Below are 22466 nucleotides of genomic sequence, written 5' to 3'. Positions count from 1 at the left end.
GATACAAAATCAAGGGGTTACGGGCGATACCCTGCAAACGACTCAATCTGAGTTGCACACAAAAACACTTTTGTGCACGTCAAGTTGATGGCATTTTTGTTGGTACTGCCCACATACCAACGATCCGATACCAACAATGGCCGCTACCAACAAGCTGACAGACCACAAGGTCAAGGCGATCAAGCCCGCTGAGAAAGTCACCAAGCACGCTGACGGTGGGGGGATGTACCTGCATGTCACGCCCGCTGGCGCCAAGCTGTGGCGCATGGCTTACCGAATGGACGGCAAACAGCAGACGGCCAGTTTTGGCGCTTACCCCGCTGTCGGCTTGGCCGATGCGCGGGTGCTGCGTGACCAGCTGCGTCACAAGCTGGCCATGGGTGAACCGCTCAAAACGCCAGAACAGTTGCAGTCGTTGCAAAAAAACATCACATTGACGGATGCCTGCGCGACCTATTGGGGGGCACGCCAGGATGTGACCGAGGGTTACAGGACCAAGGCTGTCAACTGTCTTGCAAGGCACATTGAGCCAATCCTTGGCAAGCGCATGATGCGCGAGCTGACGCGCACCGATGTGTTGGACGCGCTCAAGCCGATGGATGCCAAAGGCCTGCATGACTTTGTGCGCAAGGCGCGCATGTGGCTATCTGAGGTTTTTGAGTGGGCCACGGAACACGAATACTGTGAAATCAACCCATGCAAGCTGATCCGCCCAGAAAAGGCTTTTGGCAAGACACCCACGCAGTCGTATGCGTCACTGGAAATCACGGAGGTGCCCGCTTTCATGCAGCGCCTGGACGTGGAGGCCGAGTTGCAATCTGTGTTGGCGTGCAGGCTCTTGGCCTTGACCTGGACCCGAACGGGTGAGCTGAGAAAGATGAAGTGGGCAGAGATTGAGGGCGATGTCTGGCGCATTCCTGCCGCCAACATGAAGTTGCGTCGCGATCACATCGTGCCGCTATCTCGCCAGGCGATGGCGATCATTGAAACGCTGCGCGAGAGAAGCCGGGGAGGGGAGTATGTTTTCCCGAATGATCGGCGCGATGATCGGCCGATGTCTGAAAATTCGGTGCTCTATCTGATCCACCGGATGGGCTACAAGGGAAAGATGACCGGGCACGGCATGCGATCGGTCGGCAGCACCTGGGCGAATGAGCGCGGATTCAGCCCAGATGCAATTGAACGCCAGTTGGCGCATGTGCCTGCCGACAAGGTGCGCGGGGCCTACAACCGCGCTGAGTTTTTGCCTGAGCGCCGGGCTATGTTGCAGGCGTTTGCGGACTGGTTGATGCCGGGGTGACGACGCTTATTTCTTTCACAGCCTTGTCGTAGTCCCCCACGGTGTCGGCTGCAAGATAGGCCAGTTGGTGTGCGCGTCTGAATGCTTCGTCCAGTGCGTTGTAGGCCTCTCTCTTGAGTGCCCTCACTTGATGCCGCATTGGGTGCATGTCTGGCATACCCTCCCCGATGCGCTGCATCATTGCCAGAGCGGCCACGGCGCGTGTCTCAATGCTTTCTGTTGTCATGGCATTGCCTTTCCAATTTCGACGGCTACCCGGAAGATGGCCAGGCGGGCGGCGGCGTAAGTGTCGCCATTGCAGAATTCTTGCGCCAGACTGCAACCCGCTTGCGCAACTGCCGCATGCCTCCCGGAAAGAGTGAAATCCATGTGCAGCATCACTGACAGCCGAAACGCATCCCCATCGTCTTCTTTTGGACGCCACGGCTGATCACCGACAAAAGCGGCTTCAAATTCCCCACCCTTGCAGCTACCCGTTTTCCAAAGCAAGAGCAGGCCAGCGGCGCGGGCCGCGAGTTCGTGTTGTTCTCGGTTGGTGGTCATGCTGGTTGCTCCAGTCGTTTGAACTCGACCACCCAAACCCACGGGTTTGCAGCCCATGAATCTGCGCCATTGATGGATTTCCACAAGCCAGCAAACAGATTGCGGTGGACATGGCTTTCTTGAGGCGTGAGGCCTGGTCCGAGAAAGTGGTCAGGGTACGGAGTTCGAGTTACGCCCTCCGCCTTTGCGTCTGCTTCGCTGATGTCGATCAGCCGCTCCACGCGCACCCCGGTGATTTCCAGCGTAATTCGGCTGGCAGCACGGGGCATGTGAATGCTGGGCTTCCACTTCACGCCAAATTCTTTGCGGGCTTCGTCTCCATTTGAGCCCGGTGGGTGATCCGCTGCAAACGCGAAGCGCTTGAGTGGGCCTGATGGGTCGGGCCTGTGCTCAATCCCTGTGCCGCGAAGGTCTGCAAACGTCTCCCGCACCCAAAGCCGGTCGCCGGGCTTGCCGTAGGGGCAAAGCACACGGCCGGTGCGGCTGCTCGGTAGCGGCGAAGCGATTGCCTGAATGTGCGGGCCGCTGAAGTCCTGACCGTAGTTCCACCCGTTCCAGCAAAAGTTGCCATGGGGGTCGATATAAGGCTGCGGCTTCACCACCCGCCGCGTCTCCGTCTTCGTGCCGCAAAGGAGCGCCCGGACCATCGGGCCACTGAACAAAATTGGACGTTCTTTCACGCTGCACCGCCTTCAGTCACTGTGTAGCCGTTCTTTTTGAGCAGCTTGATGGCCGCACGAATTGCGGTTTTCTCTGCCGAATCGAATTCAGCGTTCCATGCATACATGCCATCAGAAAACAGCACCCGGCCTTTTTTGATGTCGTACTTGAGCAGCAGCCAGACTAGGTTTTGGGTATGACTGGGCAGGTCGACGTCATAGGCGATTTCGGCTGCGGTCATGGGCCGTGCCGTGCTTTTAAGCAAGTCTCGAATGGCCCCTGTACGGCTTTGAGACTTGGGCCCTAAGTCTGATTGCCAAAATGATTTGGTGGTCTGCTTGCGCGCCAGTGCCTTCGACAACTGCTCAAAGGGGTTCACGCTGCACCGCCTTGCTGCGGCAACAAGCCCTGGTTGCGAAGCGTGGAGCGGTGCCAGTAGCGCACGCGCTGGCTGATCTTCACGTCTGGAGCGGGCACCCGGCCCGCCTTGATCAGGCGGTTCATGCTGAACGTGCGGGTGACGCCCAGCAACTCCATCATTTCCTTCGGATAGACGGGCGTTTCTTCGGTGGTTGTTTTGACGGGTTGCATTTGTGTCCTCAGAACGGAATGTCGTCGTCCATGTCGTCAAAGCCTGACGGTGCTGGCTTTGCTGCTGTTGGGCGTTGGTTGCGCTGGTACTGCTGATCACGCTGTAGCCCGGCTGCCGATGCTGCCGATGCTGGCGCTGCCTGGCGCTGTTCGCCGCCTTCGCGGCTGCCCAGCATCTTCATGTCCTGCATGCGTATTTCGTGGGAGACTTTTTCAGAACCGTCCTTGTCCTGGTACTTGCGCTGGGTCATCTTGCCTTCGATGAACACCAGCGAGCCTCGTTTCAAGTACTCGCCCACAATCTCGGCCTGCCGACCGAATGCGGTGATCCGGTGCCAGGTGGTTTCTTCCTTGACTTCGTTGGTCTGCTTGTCCTTCCACTTCTCGCTGGTGGCGATTGAGAAGTTGCAGACCGCATCCCCGGAGGGTGTGAATCGAACCTCCGGGTCTTTGCCGAGTCGGCCGATGATTTGGGCGCGGTTCAGCATGACACCCCCGCTTTCAGGACCTCGTTCGCTATATCGAAAGAAGTTTGGGCCAGTTCGATCTGGGAGACCAAGCCATCAGCCCGCCCGTGATGCAACAGGGCTTGCATCGCCTTGGCCGCCAGCTCATTGCGCTGAGCCGTGCGGATCATGGCGTCAAGCAAATCGTTGCCGCTGTCAGCCACTTTGAGCATGATGGCGGCGTATTCGCGCTTGGTCATGCCGTGGCTAAGTTTGGCAACGGCGTCGATGTAGGCGGCTTCGTCTGCACTGCCCACTTCGTGGATTGCAATTCCGTGGGCCGTTTGGCGGTCAACCGGAAACGCTGGCCCGCCCATGTTGATGGCTTGGTCGACCATGCTTATGCCCCTTTGGCGTACGAGCCAATGAGGACGGGGTAGCCGGTCATTTCCAGCGACTTGGCCACGATGCCCGCAAATTCTTCGGCCATTTCCTGCTGGTGCTCTTCCATCTTGACGGGGCGCAGCACGATGCTGGTTTTGTCGCCACCGGTCAGGATGCCCAGGCGCAAGACGAAAACGCGTTCGGCCAGGCCGACATAGGGCACGGTCTTGAAATAGATGTGAGTTGGCAGGGTGTGCTTGCTGCTGGCTTTGACCGATTCAAATGCACTGCGGCTGGCGCTCAACTGGCCTTCTTCGCTTTCTACCTTGCGGGCGGCTTCGATGGTGATGGCGCGCACGGCCGCGATGCATTTGGCCGTGGTGATGCCCCGGCTGATGCCTTCGTCAATCTCGCCGCCTTCGTGAAAGCACTTGATCAGGTCTTGCCAGTCTTCCATCCATTCAGCAATGGTGGCTTGTGTTTGGGCTTGGCCGTTGGCGACTTTGCGCAAGGCGTCATAGGCCGCGAGCGATTTAAGGGACAGCACAGCCTTGTTGTCGGCGTGGCCGGGGCCATTGTCTGGGTCGCCCAGGTTGAGGATGCCCACGGCTTTCATGGCGTCCTTGTCCACGAACACGGTGCCTTGCTCCACATGGTCTTGGAAATACTTGGCAAAGTCGTTGACCGATTCGGTGGTCATGGTGCCACGGGCACGGCGGCGCGTGGGCAGGTACTGCTCCAGGTCGTGCGTCTTGAAATTCTCGGGCAGGGCGACGACTTTTTGAGATTCAAATGCGTGCGATACCGCATTGCTGGCTTGGCTGATGGACGCACCCTCTTGGAGGTATTGGATTGCTTCTTGGTCGAACATGGTTTTTCCTAAGTGGTTGAGGTGAATTGGTGGGCCTACTCGCTGCACCGTTTTTCAACATCCCCAAACGGCTTTACTGACGGCATCTGCTTTGGGCCCGTAATTGGTCAGGTGTTGGGCAGGGACTGCTGGCGGTTTTCCTTGTCCAGGAGGCTGGGCTGGGCCAGCGTCAAGCGGCCGTATTTGCCAACGTGCAGGACGGTGGCGCCGCTGGTTTCTTCGCTCTTTTTGCCCATGGATGTGGGGCGCGTGAATTTGGTGTCGTGCTGGATGCGCACTTGGTGGGTGCCCATGATCTGCTCGATCTTGAATTTCACGGTGACTTCGGACATGCGGCCAAAGTCCACAGTGGCGGCGGCGGATTCGCTCAGGGCTTGCGACATGAGCAGTTCAAATTGACCGCCGTCGAGGTCGGTGACGAATTCAGACACGTCAGTCGGGGCGGTGGTGGGGCGGTTGGTGGTTTCGTGCATGGTGATTCCTGGTGATGCTTAAAAAACGATGGCCTATTCGCTGCGTCTGGTCGGGTTGGCGTTGCTCACGACCCCGAGAGACCAGCATCCGCTTTCGGCCAATTCGTTACGCTGCCTCTTCGGCCTGCTGCGCGGTTTCGGCCACTGGCTCCGGCGCGTACTTGGTGAACGGCAGGGGCTTGATGTGCTTGCCGAAGAACTTGCCGATGGATTCAGCGGCCATAAGGGCTTCGTGCAGCTCCTTGGTCACGCCGGGGTAGTGGTAGATCGCGCCCGCGCCGTGCTTGAATTGCATGGCCAGGGTTTCGGTGGCCGAGTCGTAGCCGATGGCCTTGACCTGGTTGGACTCGACGGGGAAGAGGGCGATATCGGGGCGCGCCGGGGTTTGGCCTTCTGGGGCCCGGGTGTTTTCGTCGTTCACGGTGGTTTCCTTTCGGTGGTTGAGGGGGAATCGGTCAGGCTGCAACTGCGGCCGGGTATTTGGCGTTGGCGATCACCTTGATCAGGGCATCGCAAATGGCGGGGATGTCGCACTCGCGGTAAAGCTTGGCGGACTTGTCAGTGGCGACGTGCACAAAACCCAACTGGGCCAGGCCATCGGCTGTGATGCTCAAGGGCGCGATGCGGGCATTGACGTCGCCCAGCTTGATGCGTTCGCCGTTGTCCAGCGCGATGCGCTTGCCTTGATCAACGATGTGGACCGCACTGTCAACTACGCCAAGGTAGCCGCGCAAAGTGCCACCGGTCCCACGTTGAACCGGCGTTGCGAGCTCTTGTGCCATCGTGCTTTCCGGCTCAATGACCACTGCCGAGGCTTGCGCTGCCGCCTGGCGCGCCTTTTCCTCGCGTTCCTTGCGCTCGTCTTCCAGCTGCTGCTCACGGCGGCGGGCGTCTTCCTGGTCTTGCTTGTACTTGCCCACGCGCTGGGCGATCACGGCAGCCAGGTCGTCGGGGTTCTTGAGCGTCAGGCCTGCAAGGTCGGGGAACAGGTGCGCGTGCTCTGCGGCCTGGATGGCGCGCAGGTTCAGCGTGATGCGGTCGGCGATTTCGTTGGCCGCGATCTTGACCCGGGCGAGTTCTGTGTCCACGGCATCGCGGATGCTGGTGATGGAGCGTTTGCCCTTGATGACGCCCGCATAGTCGCCGGGCACTTGCGGCATGAGGGCTGCGCCCATGCGATCGTTCAGGGTGCAGATGTGGTCGCGGTGCTTGGCGATGGCCTCGTTCACGATGTCAGTGCGGATTTGGTCTTTGCGAGCCTTGACCAGTTTTTCCAGGTCAAGGCGCACTTTGCGCGCTTCGGCGCTGATGTCGTCGATGGCTTTGAACAGAGCGTCGATGCTGGCCGTTTGGCTCAAGGCGTGTTCTTTGGCTGCGGCCAGGCGGCTTTCCACATCGGTGCACCATTTCACACTGGCGTCAGCGTCTGCAAAGTCCTGGTCGGTCTTCAGCTCGCGGTTGACGGCGCGGATGGCGGTGAGCGCGGTTTGCTTGAATGCGGCCAGGTTGGATGCCGTGACAGCGCCAGTCACTTCGATGCGCAGGGCGGGCAGGGTTTCGGGGGCCTTGCCGGTGGGCGCTGGCTCGGCCACGGGGGCGGGCGAGTAGGCCTTGAGGTCTTCGGCCAGCTGGGCCCAGCCCGCGACGATCTTGGCGCGCAGTTCTGGGTTGGGGTAGTACCAGCAGTGGCGTTCTTCGATCAGCTGGTTTTTGTCGTCCCACTCGCTGGCCATGAACAGGATGCAGTTGCAGCCCGACACCATGGCTTGGTGTTCCATTTGCACCTGGTACATCAGGCCCAGCAAGGCGCCAGATTGTGTGTCGCGGTATTTGGGCGGCAGGGTTTCCATGTCGTTGAAGACGGCGCGCAAGTCGTCGTTGAGGCGTTTGTGCTCAAAGCCCACGTCCTCAAACATCGTCAGGCCGTCGAAGCTGGCGCTGTATTGGCCGTTGACGCCGGTCACGGCATAAAGCTCTTGGCCGATGATCTTTTCGGCCAGGGGGCGGGCCAGGGCCTCAAAGCGGTGGCCGGGATCAAACACGCGCTCTTGCACGTATTGGCTGACTTCGGGCTTGATGGCGGTGTGCAACTCGGCCAGGAGTTCGGTGCGCGATTTCAGGCCGCACCCCATCATGGCGGGGGCATCGCTGGCGTTGAAGTGGGTGGCGCGGTGGACGTGCCATTCGGGCGTGCCCTGGATCAGGTCAATGGTTTTCATGTGGGTTACTCCATGTCTTTCACGAATTGGTCAACGTCACCTTGTTCGGCATTCGCGGCCGGGTTGGCGGTGGTGGTTTGCGCCTCGATGGGGGCGAGGTTTTGGATGGCCGTCTTCTGCGCATCGGACAACACGCCCTTTGTGCTGACCATGGCGATCAGGTCGGCGGGCGTCTTGCGGCCGGACTCCACGACCTTGCGCCAACTGGCCAAGTTGGCGTTGAAGTCGGCTTCGGGGTAGGCCTGCAGTTCTTGGCGCGCTGGTGTTTGTGCCGGGTTGATTTCGCCGGTCGATGGGTCGATGACGTTTTCCGGGGTGTCGAACACCTCTTCGGCCACCGGCATGCCGCGCAGAATGTCTGGGAAAACGTCGCGCAGGGCAAAGGCACGGGCGCGCATTTGGCGCATGCGCTTGGGGTACTGCGTCCATGGGCCAGGCTTGCCCTTGAGGCCAGCGGTTTGGGCATCGTCCATGCTGAAAGTCGAGACATGTTGCGCTTCGCCCCGGCGCTTGACCTTGCAGGTTGCCGTGTGGCCATCGTCGGATTCCTGCACGAATTCGCACAGGGGATTGCTGCGCACCAAGGCGATGACGGCATCGCCCCACAAGGCAGCGCGCCCGTTGATGACCGCGATGTTGGACAAGGCCTGCAAGGGTTTGAGGCCAAGTTCTGCGCCCCACTGCATGGCGATCAGGCAGTTGCCGGGCTTGCCTTTGAAGTCTTTGGGCACCAGGTCCGAGTCGGCCAGGTAGTTTGAGAAGGTCAGTGCCTGCTCAAAGGTTTGAGGGCTCAGGTCGACCTGGCTTGCGGGTCGCACGGAGAGGGAAGAGGGTTCGTTGTTCACGTTTGGCTCCTGTTGAAAAAATTCGTATACGGTTATTTGTGGGCGAACAAAGGCCCTGAGTTGATGTTGAGCACGGCCATGTCCACGCACTGCACGAAGCTGGCGCGGGCCTCGTCGGCCGCGTAGCCCGCGAAGGTCATGCGTTTGGCGTTGAATTCCGCCAGCAGGCGCACAGCCCTGGACCGTTGCCCAGGGTTTTGCCAGCGGCGGCGGTACACGTTCTCCAGTGCGCGCACGATCCGGGTTTGACGTTGAATGAGGGTCATGTTTGCTCTCCCGTTACTTTGGCGATGACCGCTTTGGCGGCTTGTACCTGGAATGTTCCCAGAGGGAAGGTCAGCAGGTTTTGCAGTGCCTTCAACAGCTCAGGCGCTTCGGCAACAAGTGCAAGATTCTTGAACATGAAGACGTGCGCTATTTCATGTCCATCACTGTCGGTAACTTCACCGCTCTGTTTGGCCACCCATGGCCCCGGTGTGTGTTGTGTGCTCATACCTCCACCCCCTCGCCAATGTAAAAGCATGGCTCAAGCATTTTGAATGTCTGGATGGGGCTGCATGGGATGCCCGCCTCGACCAGTATTTGACGAGCCGACATGAGCGGTTCAATCTCATTGGCGTACACCTCGCCGCTTGCGCCGTAGCCAGAGCACTTGACCGTTGCTGATTCAACCCGGCCCTTGAGGGCCTTGTTGGCTTTGCGGGTGAGGGCTGCGCCCTTGTTGCTGCGTGCGCCCCACATCACAGAACCCCCGCCAGTTGAATAGCCGGGACTTCCTGAATTTGGAAGCCCAGTTGTTGGGCCGTTGCCAGGTTGGCGCGGCTGAGTGTCTTTGTTCCCGCGATGTTGGCGATCAGCTGGGCGGCTTGGTTGATGGGGTAAATGAGCGTGTTGCCGTACACGCTTTTAACTTGCACATGAATGACTGTTTCCATGGTTCCTGACTCCTTTGATGTTTCCTGACTACGCCTCAATGATAACCGTATATGAATAATGCGTAAACCATATACGAATAATTGAAGGAAATTTTTTTTCAGTTGTTGTGCAACTGATACATCAGTTTTGGTGGTTTGGGTGGTCCTTGATGCCGTTGGCGGCTTCGTCGTAGAGCCGCACATCGCCCAGCCTGCGGGCGTTGAGAAAGCCGTCTGAGTCACGCACTCGGACGAAAACCCGATGCAGTTGGTCTGAGTCAAATGCGCCCCACACGTAGTAGCCGACAACAGTGTGAGTGACCCATTTATCAAGACTGGCGAGGTGAATCAGCACCTTTGCCCCGACAGGCGGGAGTAAGTCGCCATCCACGGGTGTCAGCGGCGTGGGCTGCTCTGGCAGACCCGCAAGGATGGCATCAATCATTTCAATCGCCGTTTGTGCATGGGCGCACGGGTCGCGGCCAAGCAGCGTCTTGATTGCGACGAGCCCACCCCCAACGCCAAATGGCAGGCTTGGCAATGGTTCTGCAATGCTGTACTGCTTGCAGTGCGGGCAGTAACCCGGCGCGGGTGCTGGCTGCGGGGAGTGCAACATCAAAGTCAAATCAACGATGCACGAGCGAAGCGCGTCAAACTCGACTGTCTTTCGATCTGCCACATCGACCACGCCTTCCATTGCAGCCAATACTCGGCCAAGAAACGCACGGTCTGCCACCGGCTCTTGCTGTGTTGGCTGCGGGGATGTGAGTTTCAAGTGGCAATCATCTTCGGCTGCAACAAGGGCGACCCACCGGCCATCCAGCTCTTTTGCAAAAGCCTCAAAGCAGGTCACATAAGTACCCACATCGGTTTCCCCGTGTTCGTCGCCTTCTGGTGCCGCACAATCAAAGAACGACATCTTGAAGCGTGTTCCATTTGCAAGAAATGACACGGACTCCTGCTGCACGGGTGCTTTGGTACCCTCACTTGTGAGGGCACCATCCTGTGCTGGCTGCGGGAATGTGTGTTCGCTGAGTAGTTCGGCAATATCACCATAAATCCAGTCAGCCCAACCCTGTCCGCCTTTTCCAAAGTTGCGCTCAAAATTTGCGCGGCTTTGTTTTAACAACTCCGCCACAGGCTCCTGCTCTGGCTGTGCCAAGGCTTCTTTGATGGCTGTGATGGCTTCATCGCCAAGCCCCCATGATTTAAGTTGTCCACGCGCAATCGTCAACGCCTCCAGCGCAAGCTTCAGGGCTTCAATTTGTGTGCTCATGGCTTCGATCCATTCAAGATTGCGATGACAAGCGAGCACACCATCAGCACGGTGACGGCATATGCAAGCACGTAGCAGGTCATGCGTAAACGACGCTTCATGGTGGGCGTGACGTGCACGCCACGCGCTGGGCGTTCGATGGCGCAGCCGTAGTCAATCTTGGTCATAGGTCAGTCCTCCAGGCGTTTGGTTACAAAAAAGTCGCCGACTTTTTCCATGGCTGTGATGGCCTCAGCTTGCCCCTTGGCAACGCAGTGCAGCAGGCCTTGCAGCATGGCGCGCAAGACGCTTTCGTCTTCGCAACCGGCTTCAGCCACGACGTCGATCAGCTTGGGCATGTATTTCATGCCCGTCTCAGCGTCCACGTTGCGGGTCATCACCAGTTCTGCAAATGCTTGGCGGTAGCTGTCTGCGCGCTCTGACTGGCGCTCTTCATCAGCTTCCGCTCTTGCATCGGCCATGTCATAGGCCCGCTGGTGGGCGTTCATCATGTGGGTGTTCATGCAGCTCATGCGGCCTCCATGTCGCGCTTGACGGCACCGGCGATGTCGTGGCGGTCGGTCAACCAGGCGATCAGGTAGAGCGCCCACAGGGTTTTGAGCAGATGAGTTTTTTGGTCGGTGTACATCAGGGCCTCCAGATCAAGACATCCATGGCCACGATGAGCAGGCCGATGGTGTAGGTTGTAATTTCAATTAACCGTATACGGTTATTGACGAACGTGAAAAATTTCAGGGTGTTCATGCGGCGGCTTCCTGGATGCGTTGTTGTGCGAGCATGCCCATGTTCAGGGCCTCGGCCTCGGTGTCGTAGCCCCCAAAAAACCCCAACTTGGTGAGGTAGCCATAGCCAAGGCCGGGGCTGTAATCTGTGGCGATGACGGTGATGCCAGCCTGCCCCAGAAGGCCCATGAATGCGATGTTTTTGCCGAAGACGGCCTTTTGAAAGACTTCGCAAACGGCAAGCCCGCACCGGTTGCCTTTGCAGGCGGTGATCAGTGCTTGGTTGTGCTCTTGCTCGAGGGCCAAGGCCCATTGCATGAAGGCTACTTCGGCTTGTATGCCGGTGACTTCTTGGCCAGCAATGATGATGATCGGACGTCCCATGTTCAGTTCCTTTTGTTGATTTGACGATCAATTATATTCGTATACGAATAATTTGGGAGGAAAAAAATAGGACGCCAGAAACGTCACTTGCCCAGGTCATTTAGACGACACAAGGCGCAGGGCTTGGGAGGGGGGGCGGCCGCCACTGCTGATGAATGTTCGCAGGCGCAGGGTCAGGCTTTCAAGTTCTTGGAGGATGGCGGGGGCGTGGCTGCGGTCTATGGCCAGCGCGGTGGTCCTGATGTGCCCGTCTGCTGTGACGGAGACGTTGACCATGGCGATGTCGGCTACTTCGTGGGCACGGCAATGGTGCCAGTCTGCGATCTGCTTATTGTTTTTATCCGTTTCGGCGCTTTTATCAAGCTTTACGGCGGCTGTTTTTTTTTGATTCGGCAGGTCGCGTTTCATCAGTGCTGAAGGTCCCCTCAGCCAACCCCTGTTTTGCTGTTCCCAGGCTGGCAATTGAGACCATGTTGAATTGATCTGCTTCTTTTGTATCACCTTTTATGCTTTTTTGCACATTTATGAATCCCAAGATGTTCAATTTGTCAGTTTCTGAGAGCGTGTTCCAGACCGACAGCAGCTTCATTTCGTCGTCTTCCAGCAGCATGTAGGCGGCGTTCTTGATGCCGAAGGCGTGTGCTATTTTTTCGACAACATCGACGGTCGACGATTGTTCACGCGACAGCAAGCGCTGCACCGTGGCCTGACTGGTGTGGCTTTTTTGGGACACCTTGATCTGCGTGTCGATCATTGACGTGTGCATGAGTTCGCGCACCCGACGGGCAAGCTTTTCTCTTAAATTTTCCATGACCGGATCGTTTCATAAACGGTTAACCGTATGTGAGTTGCTAAAATAACCGGATACGAATAATATTGCTGTGCTATGACGAACAAACCCGAATCCCTCACCACTACTTTGCGCCGCCGCCTTTCTGAGGTGGACGGCCTACACAACACCATTGCGCGTGAAACTGGCGTGAGCCAGGCCACGATCAGCCGCATTCATACGGGCGGTTGCTCGCCCACGCTGGCCACTGCCGAGCGCATCTTTGGCTGGTTTGAGCGCTACGACAAATCAGCACGACGACTCAAGGCAGGCGGGGTGATCCGCCGTGTCGGACGACCTGCAACCGCGACCTTCCGTGATTAGCGCGAACACGGCCACGACGATGAACGCTGCTTGCGCGATTTCAAACCAGCGTTTGGCGTTCATGTCGATGGCTTTGCTGCGCGCCCCATGTCGGAATAGGCACAGGGCACCCCAGAACACGGCGGCGGCCTGCCACCAAAACATTTCATTCATTTTTAGGTCACTCCCATGACAGATTTCAACGATGACACGGCCTTGAGTCGGTCGGGCAAGACGAGCCCTGACGGTAAGTTGACGGCGCGGCTTGATGTGCCGGTGTCGGACGTACTCAACGAGGCCTTGATTGGCTTGGCTGTCATCCAGGGCGTCAGCAAGGCAGAGTTTGCCCGGGGCATTTTGGAGCGGGTGATTTTCGGTGAACTCAACATGATGCGAAGGATCGCACGGACGGGGCCTTCAAGTCCATCCGAGGAAAGTGGGACGCGATGAGCGGTGCAACTTGGACCGCCACCCAATTGGTGCACATTGGCCAGCGCCAGGGCCTGAATTTGTCCGTGCCGCGCTACAACCCCAGGCCTGCTGGCGTGTACCGGCCAGGCTGCACGGCTGACACGGTGCTGCAGTTTCTCGATGGGTTCCCGAAGAACTGGTTCACCCACGGCGAAATCGTCAAGCGCACCGGCTGCTCGTCCAAGGCCGTGACCTGGGCCTGCATCTATCTGCGTTCGCTGCACTTGGTTGAGTCCACATCTGACGATGCACGCAACCCGCGCTATTTGCGGTACCGGATAGCGCCGCAAAGGGCCCCTGCATGAACTACTACGAGCACCATCTGGGCGATTACGTGCGCGACACGGCACACTTGTCCATGGTCGAGGACGGGGCATACCGACGCTTGATCGACGCCTATTACACCCGCGAGAAGCCTTTGCCAGCCGACCTCAAGGATGTTTGCCGCTTGGCGCGGGCGATCACCAAGCCCGAGCGCGATGCGGTCAAGGTTGTGCTGGAGGAGTTTTTTTCCCAGTGCCCGGATGGTTGGCGCCATAAGCGCTGTGATGCCGAGATAAGCCGGTACCAGGATAAGCAGCCCGGCGCCCAGGCCAAGCGTGAGAACGACAAGGAGCGCCAGCGCCGTTCCCGCGAGCGCCGAAAACTTCTGTTTGAGACGTTGCGCCAGAACGGATTTACGGCCTCATGGGACGCCCCGACTGAGCAGCTCCAGGCGATGGTGTCACGCATTTCGTCTACACCTGTCACGCAACCTGTCACGCGTGACAACACGGCTAACCAGACACCAGACACCAGTAACCAGACACCAGACATTAAAGACACACACAGTTCAACCATTGTTGGTGCGAGTCAGGCCGATCCGCCCGACCCGCCCAGGCCCGTGTCGAAGACCACGGCGGTTTGCTATGCCATGCGCTCGGCTGGCATGCCTTCGGTCAATCCGTCACACCCTGATCTGGCCAGCCTGCTGGAGCGCGGGGCCGAGATTTCGATGTTCGAGCATGCCGCACGCCAGGCGGTGGAGAAGGGCAAGACCTTTGCCTATGCCATCGGCATCGTGAAGGGGCAGTTGCAGGACGCCCAGGCCCACGCCAAGACCCCAAACAACCCAGCAGGCACCTACCGACCGAACCGGTTTGACCCGGTGGCTTTCGTGAACCAATCGCACAAGGAGCAAGGCCATGTCATTGACGTGCCAGCGCAACACCTGGCTTGATGCCAGACACATCCGGGGGCGCTTGATGTCCCCGATGGATCACCTTTTCAACCGGCTGGACGGGATGTACCCGAACCGCTGGCGGGCGTCGTTTCCGAGCGAGGCGTCCATCGTGAACTGGCGCGAGGCTTGGGCTGATGCGTTTGTTGACGCCCAGCTGACGCCCCAGCACATTGCCGTTGGCATCCGCGCTTGTGCACGCCTGTTCGACTGGCCCCCGTCCATCACTGAGTTCATCCGCGCTTGCAGTCCCCAGCTCGATGCCGAGGCGGCTTTCACCGAGGCTTGCACGCAGATGCGCCTGCGTGACGATGGCCGCGACAAGTGGAGCCACAAGGCCGTTTATTGGGCTGCTGTGGACTTCGGGACATGGGACTTGCGCAATTCGTCCTGGAGCGCCGCAAAGACCCGATGGTCCCGCATCTTGGCCGAGAAGATGTCCACGCCCAATCTGCCCGAACCACCGCCGCGCCGCGATGCTTTGCCTGCGCCTGGTCAAGGTTCTGCCGACCCGCAGAAGGTGCGCCAGTTGATTGCCGACCTGAAAGCGAAGCTGGCGGGTAAGGCAGAAATCGTGCCAGAAAGCGTCAAGCCGTGACGAAATTTCATGGAAAACCCAAATCCTGCCATGACCTTGCTGTCTGCCAAGCCCGAGGCTGCGCCGATTGCGGCGTGCCCAGCCTGCGAATCCTCGCAACAACGTCCCGTGTCTGGGACTTACCGGATGGCGTGCCAAGAATGCTGCGCAAGGCTGCTTTCCACAACCCGGCCGCAATCCCCGCAGGCCGAGGCGATGCTGTCCCTGATCGCCAGGAACATCAAGCGCCTTGCCCCTGCATTTGGCCTGGACGACGTGAAGGCGTCCGCCCGCCTGCTCGTGCAGAAACGCCGCTCAGCGATGACGAAGTAGATTTTGGCCTGGCCGCTGGGGTGTTGCCTTGATGCACAACCGATGCGCTTTGTGCGGGCGCCTGACGCTGCGCCCCGCCGTGATGATCGGGGTTCACCCGGTGGGGCCGACGTGTGCCCGCCGTGCTGGCCTGCTGACGCTGGCGTTTCGCAAGTCTGGCCAGGTGTTTCCCGTGCCCGGTGGCCGCGCCCCGGTGAAGTCGTTGGCCGTGCGTGATTCGGCCACGCTGGACCTGTTTGAGGGGGCGGCATGAGCAAGGCCTTGAGACTGACGACAGCCGATTTGCTGGACTTGCGCGCCAGGTCAGCGGCCCGGCCATCACTGGCCGCGATGCGGGACGCGCCCGCCGAGAAGGTGCGCCGAACCCAGAAATACGGAAACCAGAAGGTGGTGGACAAGGGCATCACGTTTGACTCCAAGGCCGAGCACAAGCGTTGGGCCTATCTGGTGATGCTGGAGAAGGCCAAGGAAATCCGCAACCTGCGCCTTCAGGTGCCGTTTGAGTTGATCCCTGCCCAGGTGAGCCCAAGCGGCAAGAAGGAGCGGCCCACGGTCTACCTGGCCGACTTCACCTACATCGACGCCCGCACGGGCAAGACGATCGTGGAGGATGTGAAGGGGGCGGTGACGCCTGAATTTCGCCTCAAGAGAAAACTCATGTTGCATGTGCACGGCATCGAAGTGCAAGAGGTTCGTTCATGAAGAGCAACGGCAGGAAAAAGGGCAAGCTGACGCCCCAGCAAGACGCATTTGCTCAGGCGGTGGTGTCGGGCATGAGCTATTCGGACGCTTACCGCGCTGCCTACAAGGTGGCCACGGGGACCAAGCAATCAAGCGTGAACGAGCGGGGAAGTCACACCGCTTCCATGCCCGCCGTGAAGGAGCGCATCGCTGAGCTGCAGGCCGGGGCCGCTGACAAGGCCGAGCTGATCGCCAGCGATGTGCTCAAGGAAATCAAGCGCGTGGCCCTGTCCGACATTGCCGGGATCATGACCGATGACGGCAAGGTGAAGCTGCCCCATGAGCTGGACCCTGCCACACGGGCGGCGGTGGCCAGCTTCAAGATCGACGAGTTCGGGCGCATCGAGTACAAGTTTTGGGACAAAAACTCTGCGCTGGAGAAGGCCGCGAAGGTGCTGGGCCTGTATGAGCTGGACAACAAGCAAAAGACCGACCCGTTCAAGGCGCTGGCCGATGCGGTGACGGGCAATGTGCAGGGTGTGGCCAAGGGCGGTGACGATGACGAGTGAGCAAAGCCCCGCTGAGCTGATCCCGGCTGAGCTGCTGGAGAAGATCAAAGACCCGGTTTGGCGCATGTCGAACCTGTACAAGATCATCACCAAGGACGAGGACAGCGACGACGACGAGGGCATGGTGGTGACGTTCAGGCCCAACAGGGCGCAGCGCCGCCTGATTGCCCGGCTGCACCATCGCAACATCATCCTGAAGGCCAGGCAGATGGGTTTCACGACCTTGATTGCCTTGCTGTGGCTGGACACTGCGCTGTTCAGCAAGTCGCCTATTCGGTGCGGCATCATTGCCCAGGACCGCGAGACAGCCGAGTCGATTTTCAAGGGCAAGATTCGCTACGCCTACGACAACCTGCCCGAGGTGTTGCGCCAGATGTTCCCGCTCAAGACGGAGAACGCGAGCGAGCTGGAGTTTTCACACAACAACGCCACGATCCGGGTGGCCACATCCATGCGCGGGGGCACAACGCACCGCCTGCATGTGTCTGAGTTCGGCAAGATTTGTGCCAAGACACCGGACAAGGCCAAGGAGGTGATCACCGGGTCTATCCCGTCCGTGCCCAAGTCGGGCATTTTGGTGATTGAGTCGACGGCCGAGGGGCAGGAGGGGCCGTTCTACGAAATGACGGAGCGCGCCGCTGCCCAGCAAGAGCAGGGCACAGCGCTCACGCCCAAGGATTACCGGTTCCACTTCTTCGCCTGGTGGGAAATGCCAGAGTACGAGTTGGACGCAGACGCTGTGATCGTGACGGACACGATGCACCGGTATTTCAACGATGTGGAGGCGCGCATCGGCCGGGAAATTGCGCCCGAAAAGCGGGCCTGGTACTGCGCCACGATGGAGGCTGACTTTTCAGGTGATCAGTCGCTGATGTGGCAGGAGTACCCCAGCTACCGCGAAGAGGCTTTCCAGCTGTCCACCCAGGGCTGCTATTACACGAACCAGCTTTCTCTGGCGCGCAAGAGCGGGCGCGTGCTCACGACAATCCCCAGGGTCATGGCGCCCGTCAACACGTTCTGGGACATCGGCAAGGGCGATATGACATCCATCTGGTTGCACCAGCGGGTCGGGATGGAAAACCGGTTCATTGGGTACTACGAAGAGAGCGGCGAAGACCTGGACCACTTTTCAAACTACCTGCAGGGCTTGGGCTTTGTGTTTGGTACCCACTACCTGCCGCACGAAGCTGCACACAAGCGCATTGCCGAGAACAAGGCGGCGAGCCGGTCGATTCAGGACATGATGGAAGGCTTGATGCCGGGCCAGCGCTTTCATGTGGTGCCTGTCACGCCGTCCATCACGGCGGGCATTCAGTCGGTGCGCAACGTGTTCGGGTCGTGCTACTTTGACGAGACGGCCTGCAGGCAGGGCCTCAAGCGCTTGGCCACCTACAAAAAGGAGTGGGACAAGCGCAACGGCTGCTTCAAGACCACGCCTGTGCACGACGATGCCAGCCACGGCTCTGACGCTTTCAGGCAGTTTGGCCAGGAGGCGGACGGCGGCAACCAGTTCCACAACGGGTTCACGACGCCATCCATGGGCGGGCCATCGGGCCAGCGGTTCAGGCGGCGCGGCAGCGGCATGGCTGTTTGACGTGCCAAGCATGGCACCCTCAGTTGAGTAATTCTGAGGGTTCCAATGGCCGTTTCAATTGACCTGCGCCGAGCGCACGAATCGCATGTTTTCGGGGAAATCACCCAAATCTACACTTGGGTGAATGACGAGCGGGCGATGGTGCTTTTGCCCACGCACCGCAAGGGCGCGGCCTGGTACATCGTGTGTGAATCAGCGCTCTACAAATACGACGATCCGCACTACTTGGCCGCTCAAGCGCGCAAGGCCTGCGATGTGCTGGGCATGACCGAGAGCACGGACACCTGGTTCAAGATCGCCACGATCATTCATGACGGCCTGGAAACGCTGATGCGCATGCCATCGAGTCAGCCGCCTGAGTTGCACAAGGGCAGCTTTGGGAGCATGCAGCTGCGCGGCGATGGCCAGCTGATCGCGGCCCAGGACATTCGCCTGGAAGACGAGGGCGCGTCTTATGGCTGACATGAACAACCCCATCGAGTTCACGTCCAACCACAAGGCCCCGGGCGACGACTATTTCCAGCGCCAGACGGAGCAGATTCGCACGCTGGTGGACCCCAAGGCCGCAGCCGCTGGCAACTGGCTCGATGGCGAGGGGCCGCGCCAGGTGCACCGCCAGTTGCTGGAGTGGTACTACCTGGAGAAGCAGCGCCAGGCCGCGAACCGGCTGGAAATGGCCATCGACAACGACTTTTACGACTCGCTGCAATGGGACCCCGAGGATGCCGCCATCCTGCGCGAGCGCGGCCAAATGCCTCTGGTTTACAACGAGGTGGCCCCAATGTGTGATTGGCTGATCGGCACTGAGCGCCGCGCCCGTGTGGACTGGAAGGTGCTGCCGCGCCGGGAGGACGAGGTAAAAATCGCGGACGTGAAGACCAAGGTGCTGAAGTACACCAGCGACATCACGCACAGCGAGTTTTCACGCTCACGCGCTTTTGCCGACGCCGTGAAGGTGGGCGTTGGTTGGGTGGACGATGGGGTGTGTGACGACCCGACCAAGGACCCGATTTACTCGAAGTACGAGGACTGGCGCAACGTGCTCTGGGATTCCATGAGCTACGACCTGGACACCGAGGATGGCCGCTACATTTTCCGCTGGCGCTGGGTGGATGAAGACATTGCCCGCATGATGTTTCCGACCCGGCTGGATGCCGTGGCCGAGGGTGTCGAAGAGTCGACACGCCACATGACGGACACCCAGGACGAGTACAGCTGGTACATGTCCACCGACATGATGAACGGACGCCAGGGCACGATTTATGCCAACGGCACGGGGGCCACGGCCCAGGCGCGCCGCCGCCGCATCAAGCTGATCGAGTGCCAGTTCAAGATGCCCGCCAAGGCCAAGGTGGTTGCAGACGGCCCGCTCAAGGGCGCTTTCTACAACGAGGGCGACAAGGCCATGGCCGAGGTGCTGGCCCAGCACGGCTCCCAGCTCATTGACCGGGTGATGATGCGCACGCATGTGGCGGTGTTCACCGAGTCCAAGATGCTGTCTTTGGGCGTGAGCATTTACCGCCACAACAAATTCAGCCTGACGCCCACATGGGGTTATCGCCGGGGCCGCGACCGGCTGCCGTATGGCGCGATTCGCCGGGTGCGCGACATTCAGCAGGACTTGAACAAGCGGGCCAGCAAGGCCCTGTTCTTGCTGAACACCAATCAGATCATCGCCGACGAAGGGGCGGTTGACGATCTGGACGAGCTGCGCGACGAGGCCAGCCGACCAGACGGCATGATCGTCAAGAAGCCGGGCAAGTCGGTGGAGATTCGGCGCGACACGGACGCCGCCACCGGCCAGCTGCAGATGATGACGATGGACGGCCAGGCGATTCAGAAGTCTGCTGGGGTCAGTCAGGAGAACATGGGGCGCCAGACCAATGCCGTGTCTGGAGAAGCGATCAAGGCCCGCCAGATGCAGGGCAGCGTGGTCACCACGGAGTTCTTCGACAACAAACGGTATGCCACGCAGATTCAGGGCGAGAAGCGCCTGAGCCTCGTGGAGCAGTGGTACACGACTGAAAAGGTGATCCGCCTGACCGGCGCCAAGGGCGCGCTGGAGTGGGTGAAGATCAACCAGCCCGAGATGCAGCCCGATGGGTCGGTGCGGTTCTTGAACGACATCACCGCCAGTTGCAGCGACTTTTCTGTGTCTGAGCAGGACTATGCGGGCACGCTGCGCCAGGTGATGTTTGACAGCCTGAACCAGCTGGCCTCCCGCCTGCCGCCCGAGGTTTCATTGCGCCTGATGACCATTGCCATGGAATTCAGCGACATGCCCAATAAGGACGAAATCGCGAACGCCATCCGCAAGATGACGGGCGAGCGGGACGAGAACAAGCCCATGACGCCCGAAGAGGAGGCCCAGGCCGAAGAGCAGGCCGCGATGCAGTCCGAGGCGATGCAGTTGCAGCGCGCCACGGCCAAGGCCACGCTGGACGAGCAGCTGGCCAAGATCGAAGAAATCCAGGCCAGGGCCGCGAAACTGCAAGCCGAGGCGGACAGCGCCCGCATGCAGGGCGGGCAGGGTGCTGAGATGGATTCGGCGCTGGCCAATGTGCGCCAGCAAGCCGCTGACGAGATTGACCGCCTGAGTGCCCAGCTTCAGCAGCTGCAGGCCAAGTTGGCCAACGAGACGATCAAGATCAACCGCGAGGCCGACACTGCCGTGGAGGTGGCCCGCATCAATGCCGACAGCGCTGCCCGGGTGGCCGAGATTCAAACGGCCAGCGACAAGCGCCTGGAAGAGCTGATGACGCGCATCGACGAGTTGGACGCCCGTGGCAAGCATGGCGAAATGCGGGCATCTAAACCACGGGGATCGTGATGGATTGGTTGAAACAACTTGCACCCACCATTGCTTGCGCGCTGGGTGGCCCATTGGCAGGCATGGCCATTGACAGTTTGTGCAAAGCCACGGGCATGGACGCCAAAGATATCAAGCAGGCCATTGCCGGGAACACCCTGAGCGCTGAACAGCTGGCCGCCGTCAAGCAGGCCGAGGCTGAGTTGCAGGCCCAGGCTGACCAGCTGGGCCTTGACTTTGCCAAGCTGGAAGTGGCCGACCGCCAGGGTGCGCGTGATGCCTCTGTGGCAGGGGGAACGGCAGGGCGTGTTTTTGCGCTGTCTTGCGCGCTGTTGGTGATTGCCATTGGCGCCGAGCTGTGGGTGCTGTTTCATGGTTACCCCAAAACGGTGCCTGAGATCGTGGCGGGCCGCATTTTGGGCCTGCTGGACGCCATTGCCACCATGGTGCTGGCTTATCACTACGGGTCGAGTTCTGGGTCCAAAGAAAAAACGGATGCGCTGCACAGTGCATTGGGGGCGAAATGAAAAACACCTTTGACGAAGCGTTTGCCAAGGTCCTCAAACACGAAGGCGGCTATGTGAATGACCATGACGACCATGGCGGTGAGACAAATCTGGGGGTGACCAAAGCGGCTTGGGCTACGTATTTGGGGCGTCCTGTTCAAGATGGCGAAATGTTGGCGCTCACGCCCGAGTTGGTCAAGCCCTTCTACAAAGCCATGTATTGGGACCGGGTGCGAGGCGATGATTTGCCCGCAGGCTTTGACTATGTGGTGTTCGATTTTGCTGTGAATGCAGGGGTCAAGCAGGCGTCAAAGTTCGTTCAACGCGCAATTGGCGCAGTGGCAGATGGGGCAATTGGCCCTGTCACTTTGGGGATGATCAAAGGCCTTACACCCCGCGTACTGATTGACAGCTTTTCGGCACAGAAACAAGCCTTTTACAACGGCATCGTCGCGCGAGACGAAACGCAATCCAAATTTATCAACGGCTGGCTGTCTCGCGTGGCCGCTGTGCATAGCACGGCCACTTCGATGATGGCCTAAAAAAGGACACAAGACATGGCTGAACCTATTTCTACCACCGGCGGCGCTGCCGCATCTGTGGGCCTTATGGCCTTACTCATTGGTGCTTTTGGACCCATCGCGGCCGACGTGATGATGGTGGTCATTTCTGCGCTGGCCGGGTGCTTCATTGCTTTGAGCGCGATCAAAGGCAAGACCATTCCTCAAAGCATCGGCTTCATTGTGCTGGGCGTGATTGTGTCGCTGGTGCTGTCGTGGGCGCTGAGCAGCATTTTGGTGTCGTGGATGCCCGGCATGGACGGACCGTACACCCCCAGTGTCATTGCCATGTTGATTGGCTTCAGCTCGAACCGCTTGCCCAAAATATTCAATGCCCTGGTCGATAAGGCTGTGAGCAAAGCTGGTATTTCTGATAAGTGAATCAAG

Annotated in this window: 36 protein-coding genes; 16 read left to right on the top strand and 20 right to left on the bottom strand. The window is 59.4% G+C overall.

Annotated elements, in window-relative coordinates:
- Positions 1 to 136: 136 nt before the first annotated feature.
- On the top strand, positions 137 to 1300 hold the full coding sequence (locus B9Z51_RS08930; RefSeq protein ID WP_108373792.1) for an integrase arm-type DNA-binding domain-containing protein: 1164 nt from the start codon (positions 137 to 139) through the stop codon (positions 1298 to 1300).
- 222 nt (positions 1301 to 1522) lie between these two features.
- On the opposite strand, the gene B9Z51_RS08920 is transcribed toward B9Z51_RS08930, so the two are convergent.
- The 20 genes from B9Z51_RS08920 to B9Z51_RS08825 all read right to left on the bottom strand — a co-directional run bounded on the left by B9Z51_RS08920 (position 1523) and on the right by B9Z51_RS08825 (position 12439).
- Positions 1523 to 1843: a hypothetical protein gene (locus B9Z51_RS08920; protein WP_108373786.1), complete on the bottom strand. Its 321-nt coding sequence runs from the start codon at positions 1841 to 1843 to the stop codon at positions 1523 to 1525.
- Positions 1840 to 2523: a hypothetical protein gene (locus tag B9Z51_RS08915; RefSeq protein WP_199227490.1), complete on the bottom strand. Its 684-nt coding sequence runs from the start codon at positions 2521 to 2523 to the stop codon at positions 1840 to 1842. Before B9Z51_RS08915 ends, B9Z51_RS08920 begins: the two co-directional genes overlap by 4 nt.
- Positions 2520 to 2744, bottom strand: a complete 225-nt coding sequence (locus B9Z51_RS18240; RefSeq protein ID WP_146187735.1) for a hypothetical protein — start codon at positions 2742 to 2744, stop codon at positions 2520 to 2522. The genes B9Z51_RS08915 and B9Z51_RS18240 overlap by 4 nt, the downstream gene beginning before the upstream one ends.
- Before the next feature lie 134 nt (positions 2745 to 2878).
- The gene (locus B9Z51_RS08905) at positions 2879 to 3094 is read right to left on the bottom strand and encodes an AlpA family transcriptional regulator (RefSeq protein WP_108373780.1); all 216 of its coding nucleotides are present in this window, start codon (positions 3092 to 3094) and stop codon (positions 2879 to 2881) included.
- 8 nt (positions 3095 to 3102) lie between these two features.
- Entirely contained in the window at positions 3103 to 3582 is a 480-nt protein-coding gene (locus B9Z51_RS08900) for a single-stranded DNA-binding protein (RefSeq protein ID WP_108373778.1), read from the bottom strand.
- On the bottom strand, positions 3576 to 3938 hold the full coding sequence (locus tag B9Z51_RS08895; RefSeq protein ID WP_108373776.1) for a hypothetical protein: 363 nt from the start codon (positions 3936 to 3938) through the stop codon (positions 3576 to 3578). Before B9Z51_RS08895 ends, B9Z51_RS08900 begins: the two co-directional genes overlap by 7 nt.
- 2 nt (positions 3939 to 3940) lie before the next feature.
- The gene (locus tag B9Z51_RS08890) at positions 3941 to 4795 is read right to left on the bottom strand and encodes a DUF2303 family protein (RefSeq protein WP_108373774.1); all 855 of its coding nucleotides are present in this window, start codon (positions 4793 to 4795) and stop codon (positions 3941 to 3943) included.
- A 107-nt stretch (positions 4796 to 4902) separates the two neighbouring features.
- Positions 4903 to 5268 carry a hypothetical protein gene (locus B9Z51_RS08885; RefSeq protein ID WP_108373772.1) on the bottom strand — a complete coding sequence of 122 codons (366 nt, stop codon included), beginning with the start codon at positions 5266 to 5268 and terminating at the stop codon, positions 4903 to 4905.
- Between the two features lie 106 nt (positions 5269 to 5374).
- Positions 5375 to 5689: a KTSC domain-containing protein gene (locus B9Z51_RS08880; RefSeq protein WP_108373770.1), complete on the bottom strand. Its 315-nt coding sequence runs from the start codon at positions 5687 to 5689 to the stop codon at positions 5375 to 5377.
- A 34-nt stretch (positions 5690 to 5723) separates the two neighbouring features.
- Positions 5724 to 7487 (bottom strand): YqaJ viral recombinase family protein, encoded by a 1764-nt coding sequence (locus B9Z51_RS08875; protein ID WP_108373768.1) that lies wholly within the window; start codon positions 7485 to 7487, stop codon positions 5724 to 5726.
- 5 nt (positions 7488 to 7492) lie between these two features.
- On the bottom strand, positions 7493 to 8332 hold the full coding sequence (locus B9Z51_RS18535) for a hypothetical protein (RefSeq protein WP_199227489.1): 840 nt from the start codon (positions 8330 to 8332) through the stop codon (positions 7493 to 7495).
- Between the two features lie 32 nt (positions 8333 to 8364).
- Entirely contained in the window at positions 8365 to 8598 is a 234-nt protein-coding gene (locus B9Z51_RS08865) for a hypothetical protein (RefSeq protein WP_146187734.1), read from the bottom strand.
- Positions 8595 to 8825 carry a hypothetical protein gene (locus B9Z51_RS08860; protein WP_108373764.1) on the bottom strand — a complete coding sequence of 77 codons (231 nt, stop codon included), beginning with the start codon at positions 8823 to 8825 and terminating at the stop codon, positions 8595 to 8597. The genes B9Z51_RS08865 and B9Z51_RS08860 overlap by 4 nt, the downstream gene beginning before the upstream one ends.
- Before the next feature lie 247 nt (positions 8826 to 9072).
- Positions 9073 to 9267: a hypothetical protein gene (locus tag B9Z51_RS08850; RefSeq protein ID WP_108373760.1), complete on the bottom strand. Its 195-nt coding sequence runs from the start codon at positions 9265 to 9267 to the stop codon at positions 9073 to 9075.
- A gap of 121 nt (positions 9268 to 9388) precedes the next feature.
- Positions 9389 to 10522 (bottom strand): hypothetical protein, encoded by a 1134-nt coding sequence (locus tag B9Z51_RS08845; protein ID WP_108373758.1) that lies wholly within the window; start codon positions 10520 to 10522, stop codon positions 9389 to 9391.
- Positions 10519 to 10689: a hypothetical protein gene (locus B9Z51_RS18400; RefSeq protein ID WP_158272855.1), complete on the bottom strand. Its 171-nt coding sequence runs from the start codon at positions 10687 to 10689 to the stop codon at positions 10519 to 10521. The genes B9Z51_RS08845 and B9Z51_RS18400 overlap by 4 nt, the downstream gene beginning before the upstream one ends.
- A gap of 3 nt (positions 10690 to 10692) precedes the next feature.
- On the bottom strand, positions 10693 to 11034 hold the full coding sequence (locus B9Z51_RS08840; protein ID WP_108373756.1) for a hypothetical protein: 342 nt from the start codon (positions 11032 to 11034) through the stop codon (positions 10693 to 10695).
- Between the two features lie 228 nt (positions 11035 to 11262).
- Positions 11263 to 11628 (bottom strand): hypothetical protein, encoded by a 366-nt coding sequence (locus B9Z51_RS08835; RefSeq protein ID WP_108373754.1) that lies wholly within the window; start codon positions 11626 to 11628, stop codon positions 11263 to 11265.
- Positions 11629 to 11724: 96 nt separating this feature from the next.
- Positions 11725 to 12036: a hypothetical protein gene (locus B9Z51_RS18235; RefSeq protein ID WP_146187733.1), complete on the bottom strand. Its 312-nt coding sequence runs from the start codon at positions 12034 to 12036 to the stop codon at positions 11725 to 11727.
- Positions 11987 to 12439 (bottom strand): helix-turn-helix domain-containing protein, encoded by a 453-nt coding sequence (locus B9Z51_RS08825; protein WP_108373750.1) that lies wholly within the window; start codon positions 12437 to 12439, stop codon positions 11987 to 11989. Before B9Z51_RS08825 ends, B9Z51_RS18235 begins: the two co-directional genes overlap by 50 nt.
- A gap of 75 nt (positions 12440 to 12514) precedes the next feature.
- On the opposite strand from B9Z51_RS08825, the gene B9Z51_RS08820 reads away from it, so the two are divergent.
- From B9Z51_RS08820 to B9Z51_RS08750, 15 genes are all read left to right on the top strand, one after another.
- Positions 12515 to 12781, top strand: a complete 267-nt coding sequence (locus tag B9Z51_RS08820; protein ID WP_108373748.1) for a helix-turn-helix transcriptional regulator — start codon at positions 12515 to 12517, stop codon at positions 12779 to 12781.
- Between the two features lie 168 nt (positions 12782 to 12949).
- The gene (locus B9Z51_RS08815) at positions 12950 to 13210 is read left to right on the top strand and encodes a hypothetical protein (protein ID WP_108373746.1); all 261 of its coding nucleotides are present in this window, start codon (positions 12950 to 12952) and stop codon (positions 13208 to 13210) included.
- A complete protein-coding gene (locus B9Z51_RS08810; protein WP_108373744.1) occupies positions 13207 to 13536 on the top strand; it encodes a hypothetical protein in 330 nt (109 codons plus the stop codon). The genes B9Z51_RS08815 and B9Z51_RS08810 overlap by 4 nt, the downstream gene beginning before the upstream one ends.
- Positions 13533 to 14450, top strand: coding sequence for a YdaU family protein (locus B9Z51_RS08805; protein WP_108373742.1), 918 nt, complete (start codon positions 13533 to 13535; stop codon positions 14448 to 14450). Before B9Z51_RS08810 ends, B9Z51_RS08805 begins: the two co-directional genes overlap by 4 nt.
- Positions 14416 to 15048: a replication protein P gene (locus tag B9Z51_RS08800; RefSeq protein ID WP_146187732.1), complete on the top strand. Its 633-nt coding sequence runs from the start codon at positions 14416 to 14418 to the stop codon at positions 15046 to 15048. The genes B9Z51_RS08805 and B9Z51_RS08800 overlap by 35 nt, the downstream gene beginning before the upstream one ends.
- Before the next feature lie 30 nt (positions 15049 to 15078).
- Complete coding sequence (locus tag B9Z51_RS08795; protein ID WP_108373738.1) at positions 15079 to 15360, top strand: hypothetical protein; 282 nt, start codon at positions 15079 to 15081, stop codon at positions 15358 to 15360.
- A gap of 31 nt (positions 15361 to 15391) precedes the next feature.
- Complete coding sequence (locus B9Z51_RS08790; protein ID WP_108373736.1) at positions 15392 to 15613, top strand: hypothetical protein; 222 nt, start codon at positions 15392 to 15394, stop codon at positions 15611 to 15613.
- Entirely contained in the window at positions 15610 to 16062 is a 453-nt protein-coding gene (locus B9Z51_RS08785; RefSeq protein ID WP_233254887.1) for a DUF1064 domain-containing protein, read from the top strand. Before B9Z51_RS08790 ends, B9Z51_RS08785 begins: the two co-directional genes overlap by 4 nt.
- Positions 16059 to 16610 (top strand): terminase small subunit, encoded by a 552-nt coding sequence (locus B9Z51_RS08780; protein ID WP_108373734.1) that lies wholly within the window; start codon positions 16059 to 16061, stop codon positions 16608 to 16610. Before B9Z51_RS08785 ends, B9Z51_RS08780 begins: the two co-directional genes overlap by 4 nt.
- Positions 16600 to 18204 carry a terminase gene (locus B9Z51_RS08775; RefSeq protein WP_108373732.1) on the top strand — a complete coding sequence of 535 codons (1605 nt, stop codon included), beginning with the start codon at positions 16600 to 16602 and terminating at the stop codon, positions 18202 to 18204. Before B9Z51_RS08780 ends, B9Z51_RS08775 begins: the two co-directional genes overlap by 11 nt.
- Positions 18205 to 18249: 45 nt before the next feature.
- The gene (locus B9Z51_RS08770) at positions 18250 to 18666 is read left to right on the top strand and encodes a hypothetical protein (protein ID WP_199227488.1); all 417 of its coding nucleotides are present in this window, start codon (positions 18250 to 18252) and stop codon (positions 18664 to 18666) included.
- Position 18667: 1 nt separating this feature from the next.
- Positions 18668 to 21034: a hypothetical protein gene (locus B9Z51_RS08765; protein ID WP_108373731.1), complete on the top strand. Its 2367-nt coding sequence runs from the start codon at positions 18668 to 18670 to the stop codon at positions 21032 to 21034.
- Positions 21034 to 21540, top strand: coding sequence for a hypothetical protein (locus tag B9Z51_RS08760; RefSeq protein ID WP_108373730.1), 507 nt, complete (start codon positions 21034 to 21036; stop codon positions 21538 to 21540). Before B9Z51_RS08765 ends, B9Z51_RS08760 begins: the two co-directional genes overlap by 1 nt.
- Positions 21537 to 22061 (top strand): glycoside hydrolase family 108 protein, encoded by a 525-nt coding sequence (locus B9Z51_RS08755; protein ID WP_108373729.1) that lies wholly within the window; start codon positions 21537 to 21539, stop codon positions 22059 to 22061. Before B9Z51_RS08760 ends, B9Z51_RS08755 begins: the two co-directional genes overlap by 4 nt.
- A 15-nt stretch (positions 22062 to 22076) precedes the next feature.
- On the top strand, positions 22077 to 22460 hold the full coding sequence (locus tag B9Z51_RS08750) for a hypothetical protein (RefSeq protein WP_146187730.1): 384 nt from the start codon (positions 22077 to 22079) through the stop codon (positions 22458 to 22460).
- Positions 22461 to 22466 lie beyond the last annotated feature (6 nt).

Origin of the sequence: Limnohabitans sp. T6-5 (genome assembly GCF_003063315.1) — a bacterium.
Classification (GTDB): Bacteria; Pseudomonadota; Gammaproteobacteria; order Burkholderiales; family Burkholderiaceae_C; genus Limnohabitans_A.
The sequence above is the reverse complement of the archived record's forward strand: the minus strand, read 5'-3'. Positions and strand labels throughout refer to the sequence as shown.

Bases quoted from the DNA above. Each gene is read 5' to 3' on its own strand.
- B9Z51_RS08860 (WP_108373764.1), bottom strand. From the start codon at position 8,825: ATGAGCACACAACACACACCGGGGCCATGGGTGGCCAAACAGAGCGGT.
- B9Z51_RS08895 (WP_108373776.1), bottom strand. From the start codon at position 3,938: ATGGTCGACCAAGCCATCAACATGGGCGGGCCAGCGTTTCCGGTTGAC.
- B9Z51_RS08930 (WP_108373792.1), top strand. From the start codon at position 137: ATGGCCGCTACCAACAAGCTGACAGACCACAAGGTCAAGGCGATCAAG.
- B9Z51_RS08905 (WP_108373780.1), bottom strand. From the start codon at position 3,094: ATGCAACCCGTCAAAACAACCACCGAAGAAACGCCCGTCTATCCGAAG.
- B9Z51_RS08900 (WP_108373778.1), bottom strand. From the start codon at position 3,582: ATGCTGAACCGCGCCCAAATCATCGGCCGACTCGGCAAAGACCCGGAG.
- B9Z51_RS08820 (WP_108373748.1), top strand. From the start codon at position 12,515: ATGACGAACAAACCCGAATCCCTCACCACTACTTTGCGCCGCCGCCTT.
- B9Z51_RS08845 (WP_108373758.1), bottom strand. From the start codon at position 10,522: ATGAGCACACAAATTGAAGCCCTGAAGCTTGCGCTGGAGGCGTTGACG.
- B9Z51_RS08775 (WP_108373732.1), top strand. From the start codon at position 16,600: ATGACGAGTGAGCAAAGCCCCGCTGAGCTGATCCCGGCTGAGCTGCTG.
- B9Z51_RS08865 (WP_146187734.1), bottom strand. From the start codon at position 8,598: ATGACCCTCATTCAACGTCAAACCCGGATCGTGCGCGCACTGGAGAAC.
- B9Z51_RS08850 (WP_108373760.1), bottom strand. From the start codon at position 9,267: ATGGAAACAGTCATTCATGTGCAAGTTAAAAGCGTGTACGGCAACACG.
- B9Z51_RS18235 (WP_146187733.1), bottom strand. From the start codon at position 12,036: ATGAAACGCGACCTGCCGAATCAAAAAAAAACAGCCGCCGTAAAGCTT.
- B9Z51_RS08810 (WP_108373744.1), top strand. From the start codon at position 13,207: ATGAGCGGTGCAACTTGGACCGCCACCCAATTGGTGCACATTGGCCAG.
- B9Z51_RS08835 (WP_108373754.1), bottom strand. From the start codon at position 11,628: ATGGGACGTCCGATCATCATCATTGCTGGCCAAGAAGTCACCGGCATA.
- B9Z51_RS08840 (WP_108373756.1), bottom strand. From the start codon at position 11,034: ATGAGCTGCATGAACACCCACATGATGAACGCCCACCAGCGGGCCTAT.
- B9Z51_RS08825 (WP_108373750.1), bottom strand. From the start codon at position 12,439: ATGGAAAATTTAAGAGAAAAGCTTGCCCGTCGGGTGCGCGAACTCATG.
- B9Z51_RS08890 (WP_108373774.1), bottom strand. From the start codon at position 4,795: ATGTTCGACCAAGAAGCAATCCAATACCTCCAAGAGGGTGCGTCCATC.
- B9Z51_RS08800 (WP_146187732.1), top strand. From the start codon at position 14,416: ATGTCATTGACGTGCCAGCGCAACACCTGGCTTGATGCCAGACACATC.
- B9Z51_RS08815 (WP_108373746.1), top strand. From the start codon at position 12,950: ATGACAGATTTCAACGATGACACGGCCTTGAGTCGGTCGGGCAAGACG.
- B9Z51_RS08875 (WP_108373768.1), bottom strand. From the start codon at position 7,487: ATGAAAACCATTGACCTGATCCAGGGCACGCCCGAATGGCACGTCCAC.
- B9Z51_RS18400 (WP_158272855.1), bottom strand. From the start codon at position 10,689: ATGACCAAGATTGACTACGGCTGCGCCATCGAACGCCCAGCGCGTGGC.
- B9Z51_RS18240 (WP_146187735.1), bottom strand. From the start codon at position 2,744: ATGACCGCAGCCGAAATCGCCTATGACGTCGACCTGCCCAGTCATACC.
- B9Z51_RS08765 (WP_108373731.1), top strand. From the start codon at position 18,668: ATGAACAACCCCATCGAGTTCACGTCCAACCACAAGGCCCCGGGCGAC.
- B9Z51_RS08750 (WP_146187730.1), top strand. From the start codon at position 22,077: ATGGCTGAACCTATTTCTACCACCGGCGGCGCTGCCGCATCTGTGGGC.
- B9Z51_RS08755 (WP_108373729.1), top strand. From the start codon at position 21,537: ATGAAAAACACCTTTGACGAAGCGTTTGCCAAGGTCCTCAAACACGAA.
- B9Z51_RS08780 (WP_108373734.1), top strand. From the start codon at position 16,059: ATGAAGAGCAACGGCAGGAAAAAGGGCAAGCTGACGCCCCAGCAAGAC.
- B9Z51_RS08885 (WP_108373772.1), bottom strand. From the start codon at position 5,268: ATGCACGAAACCACCAACCGCCCCACCACCGCCCCGACTGACGTGTCT.
- B9Z51_RS08920 (WP_108373786.1), bottom strand. From the start codon at position 1,843: ATGACCACCAACCGAGAACAACACGAACTCGCGGCCCGCGCCGCTGGC.
- B9Z51_RS08760 (WP_108373730.1), top strand. From the start codon at position 21,034: ATGGATTGGTTGAAACAACTTGCACCCACCATTGCTTGCGCGCTGGGT.
- B9Z51_RS08795 (WP_108373738.1), top strand. From the start codon at position 15,079: ATGACCTTGCTGTCTGCCAAGCCCGAGGCTGCGCCGATTGCGGCGTGC.
- B9Z51_RS08805 (WP_108373742.1), top strand. From the start codon at position 13,533: ATGAACTACTACGAGCACCATCTGGGCGATTACGTGCGCGACACGGCA.
- B9Z51_RS08770 (WP_199227488.1), top strand. From the start codon at position 18,250: ATGGCCGTTTCAATTGACCTGCGCCGAGCGCACGAATCGCATGTTTTC.
- B9Z51_RS08785 (WP_233254887.1), top strand. From the start codon at position 15,610: ATGAGCAAGGCCTTGAGACTGACGACAGCCGATTTGCTGGACTTGCGC.
- B9Z51_RS08790 (WP_108373736.1), top strand. From the start codon at position 15,392: ATGCACAACCGATGCGCTTTGTGCGGGCGCCTGACGCTGCGCCCCGCC.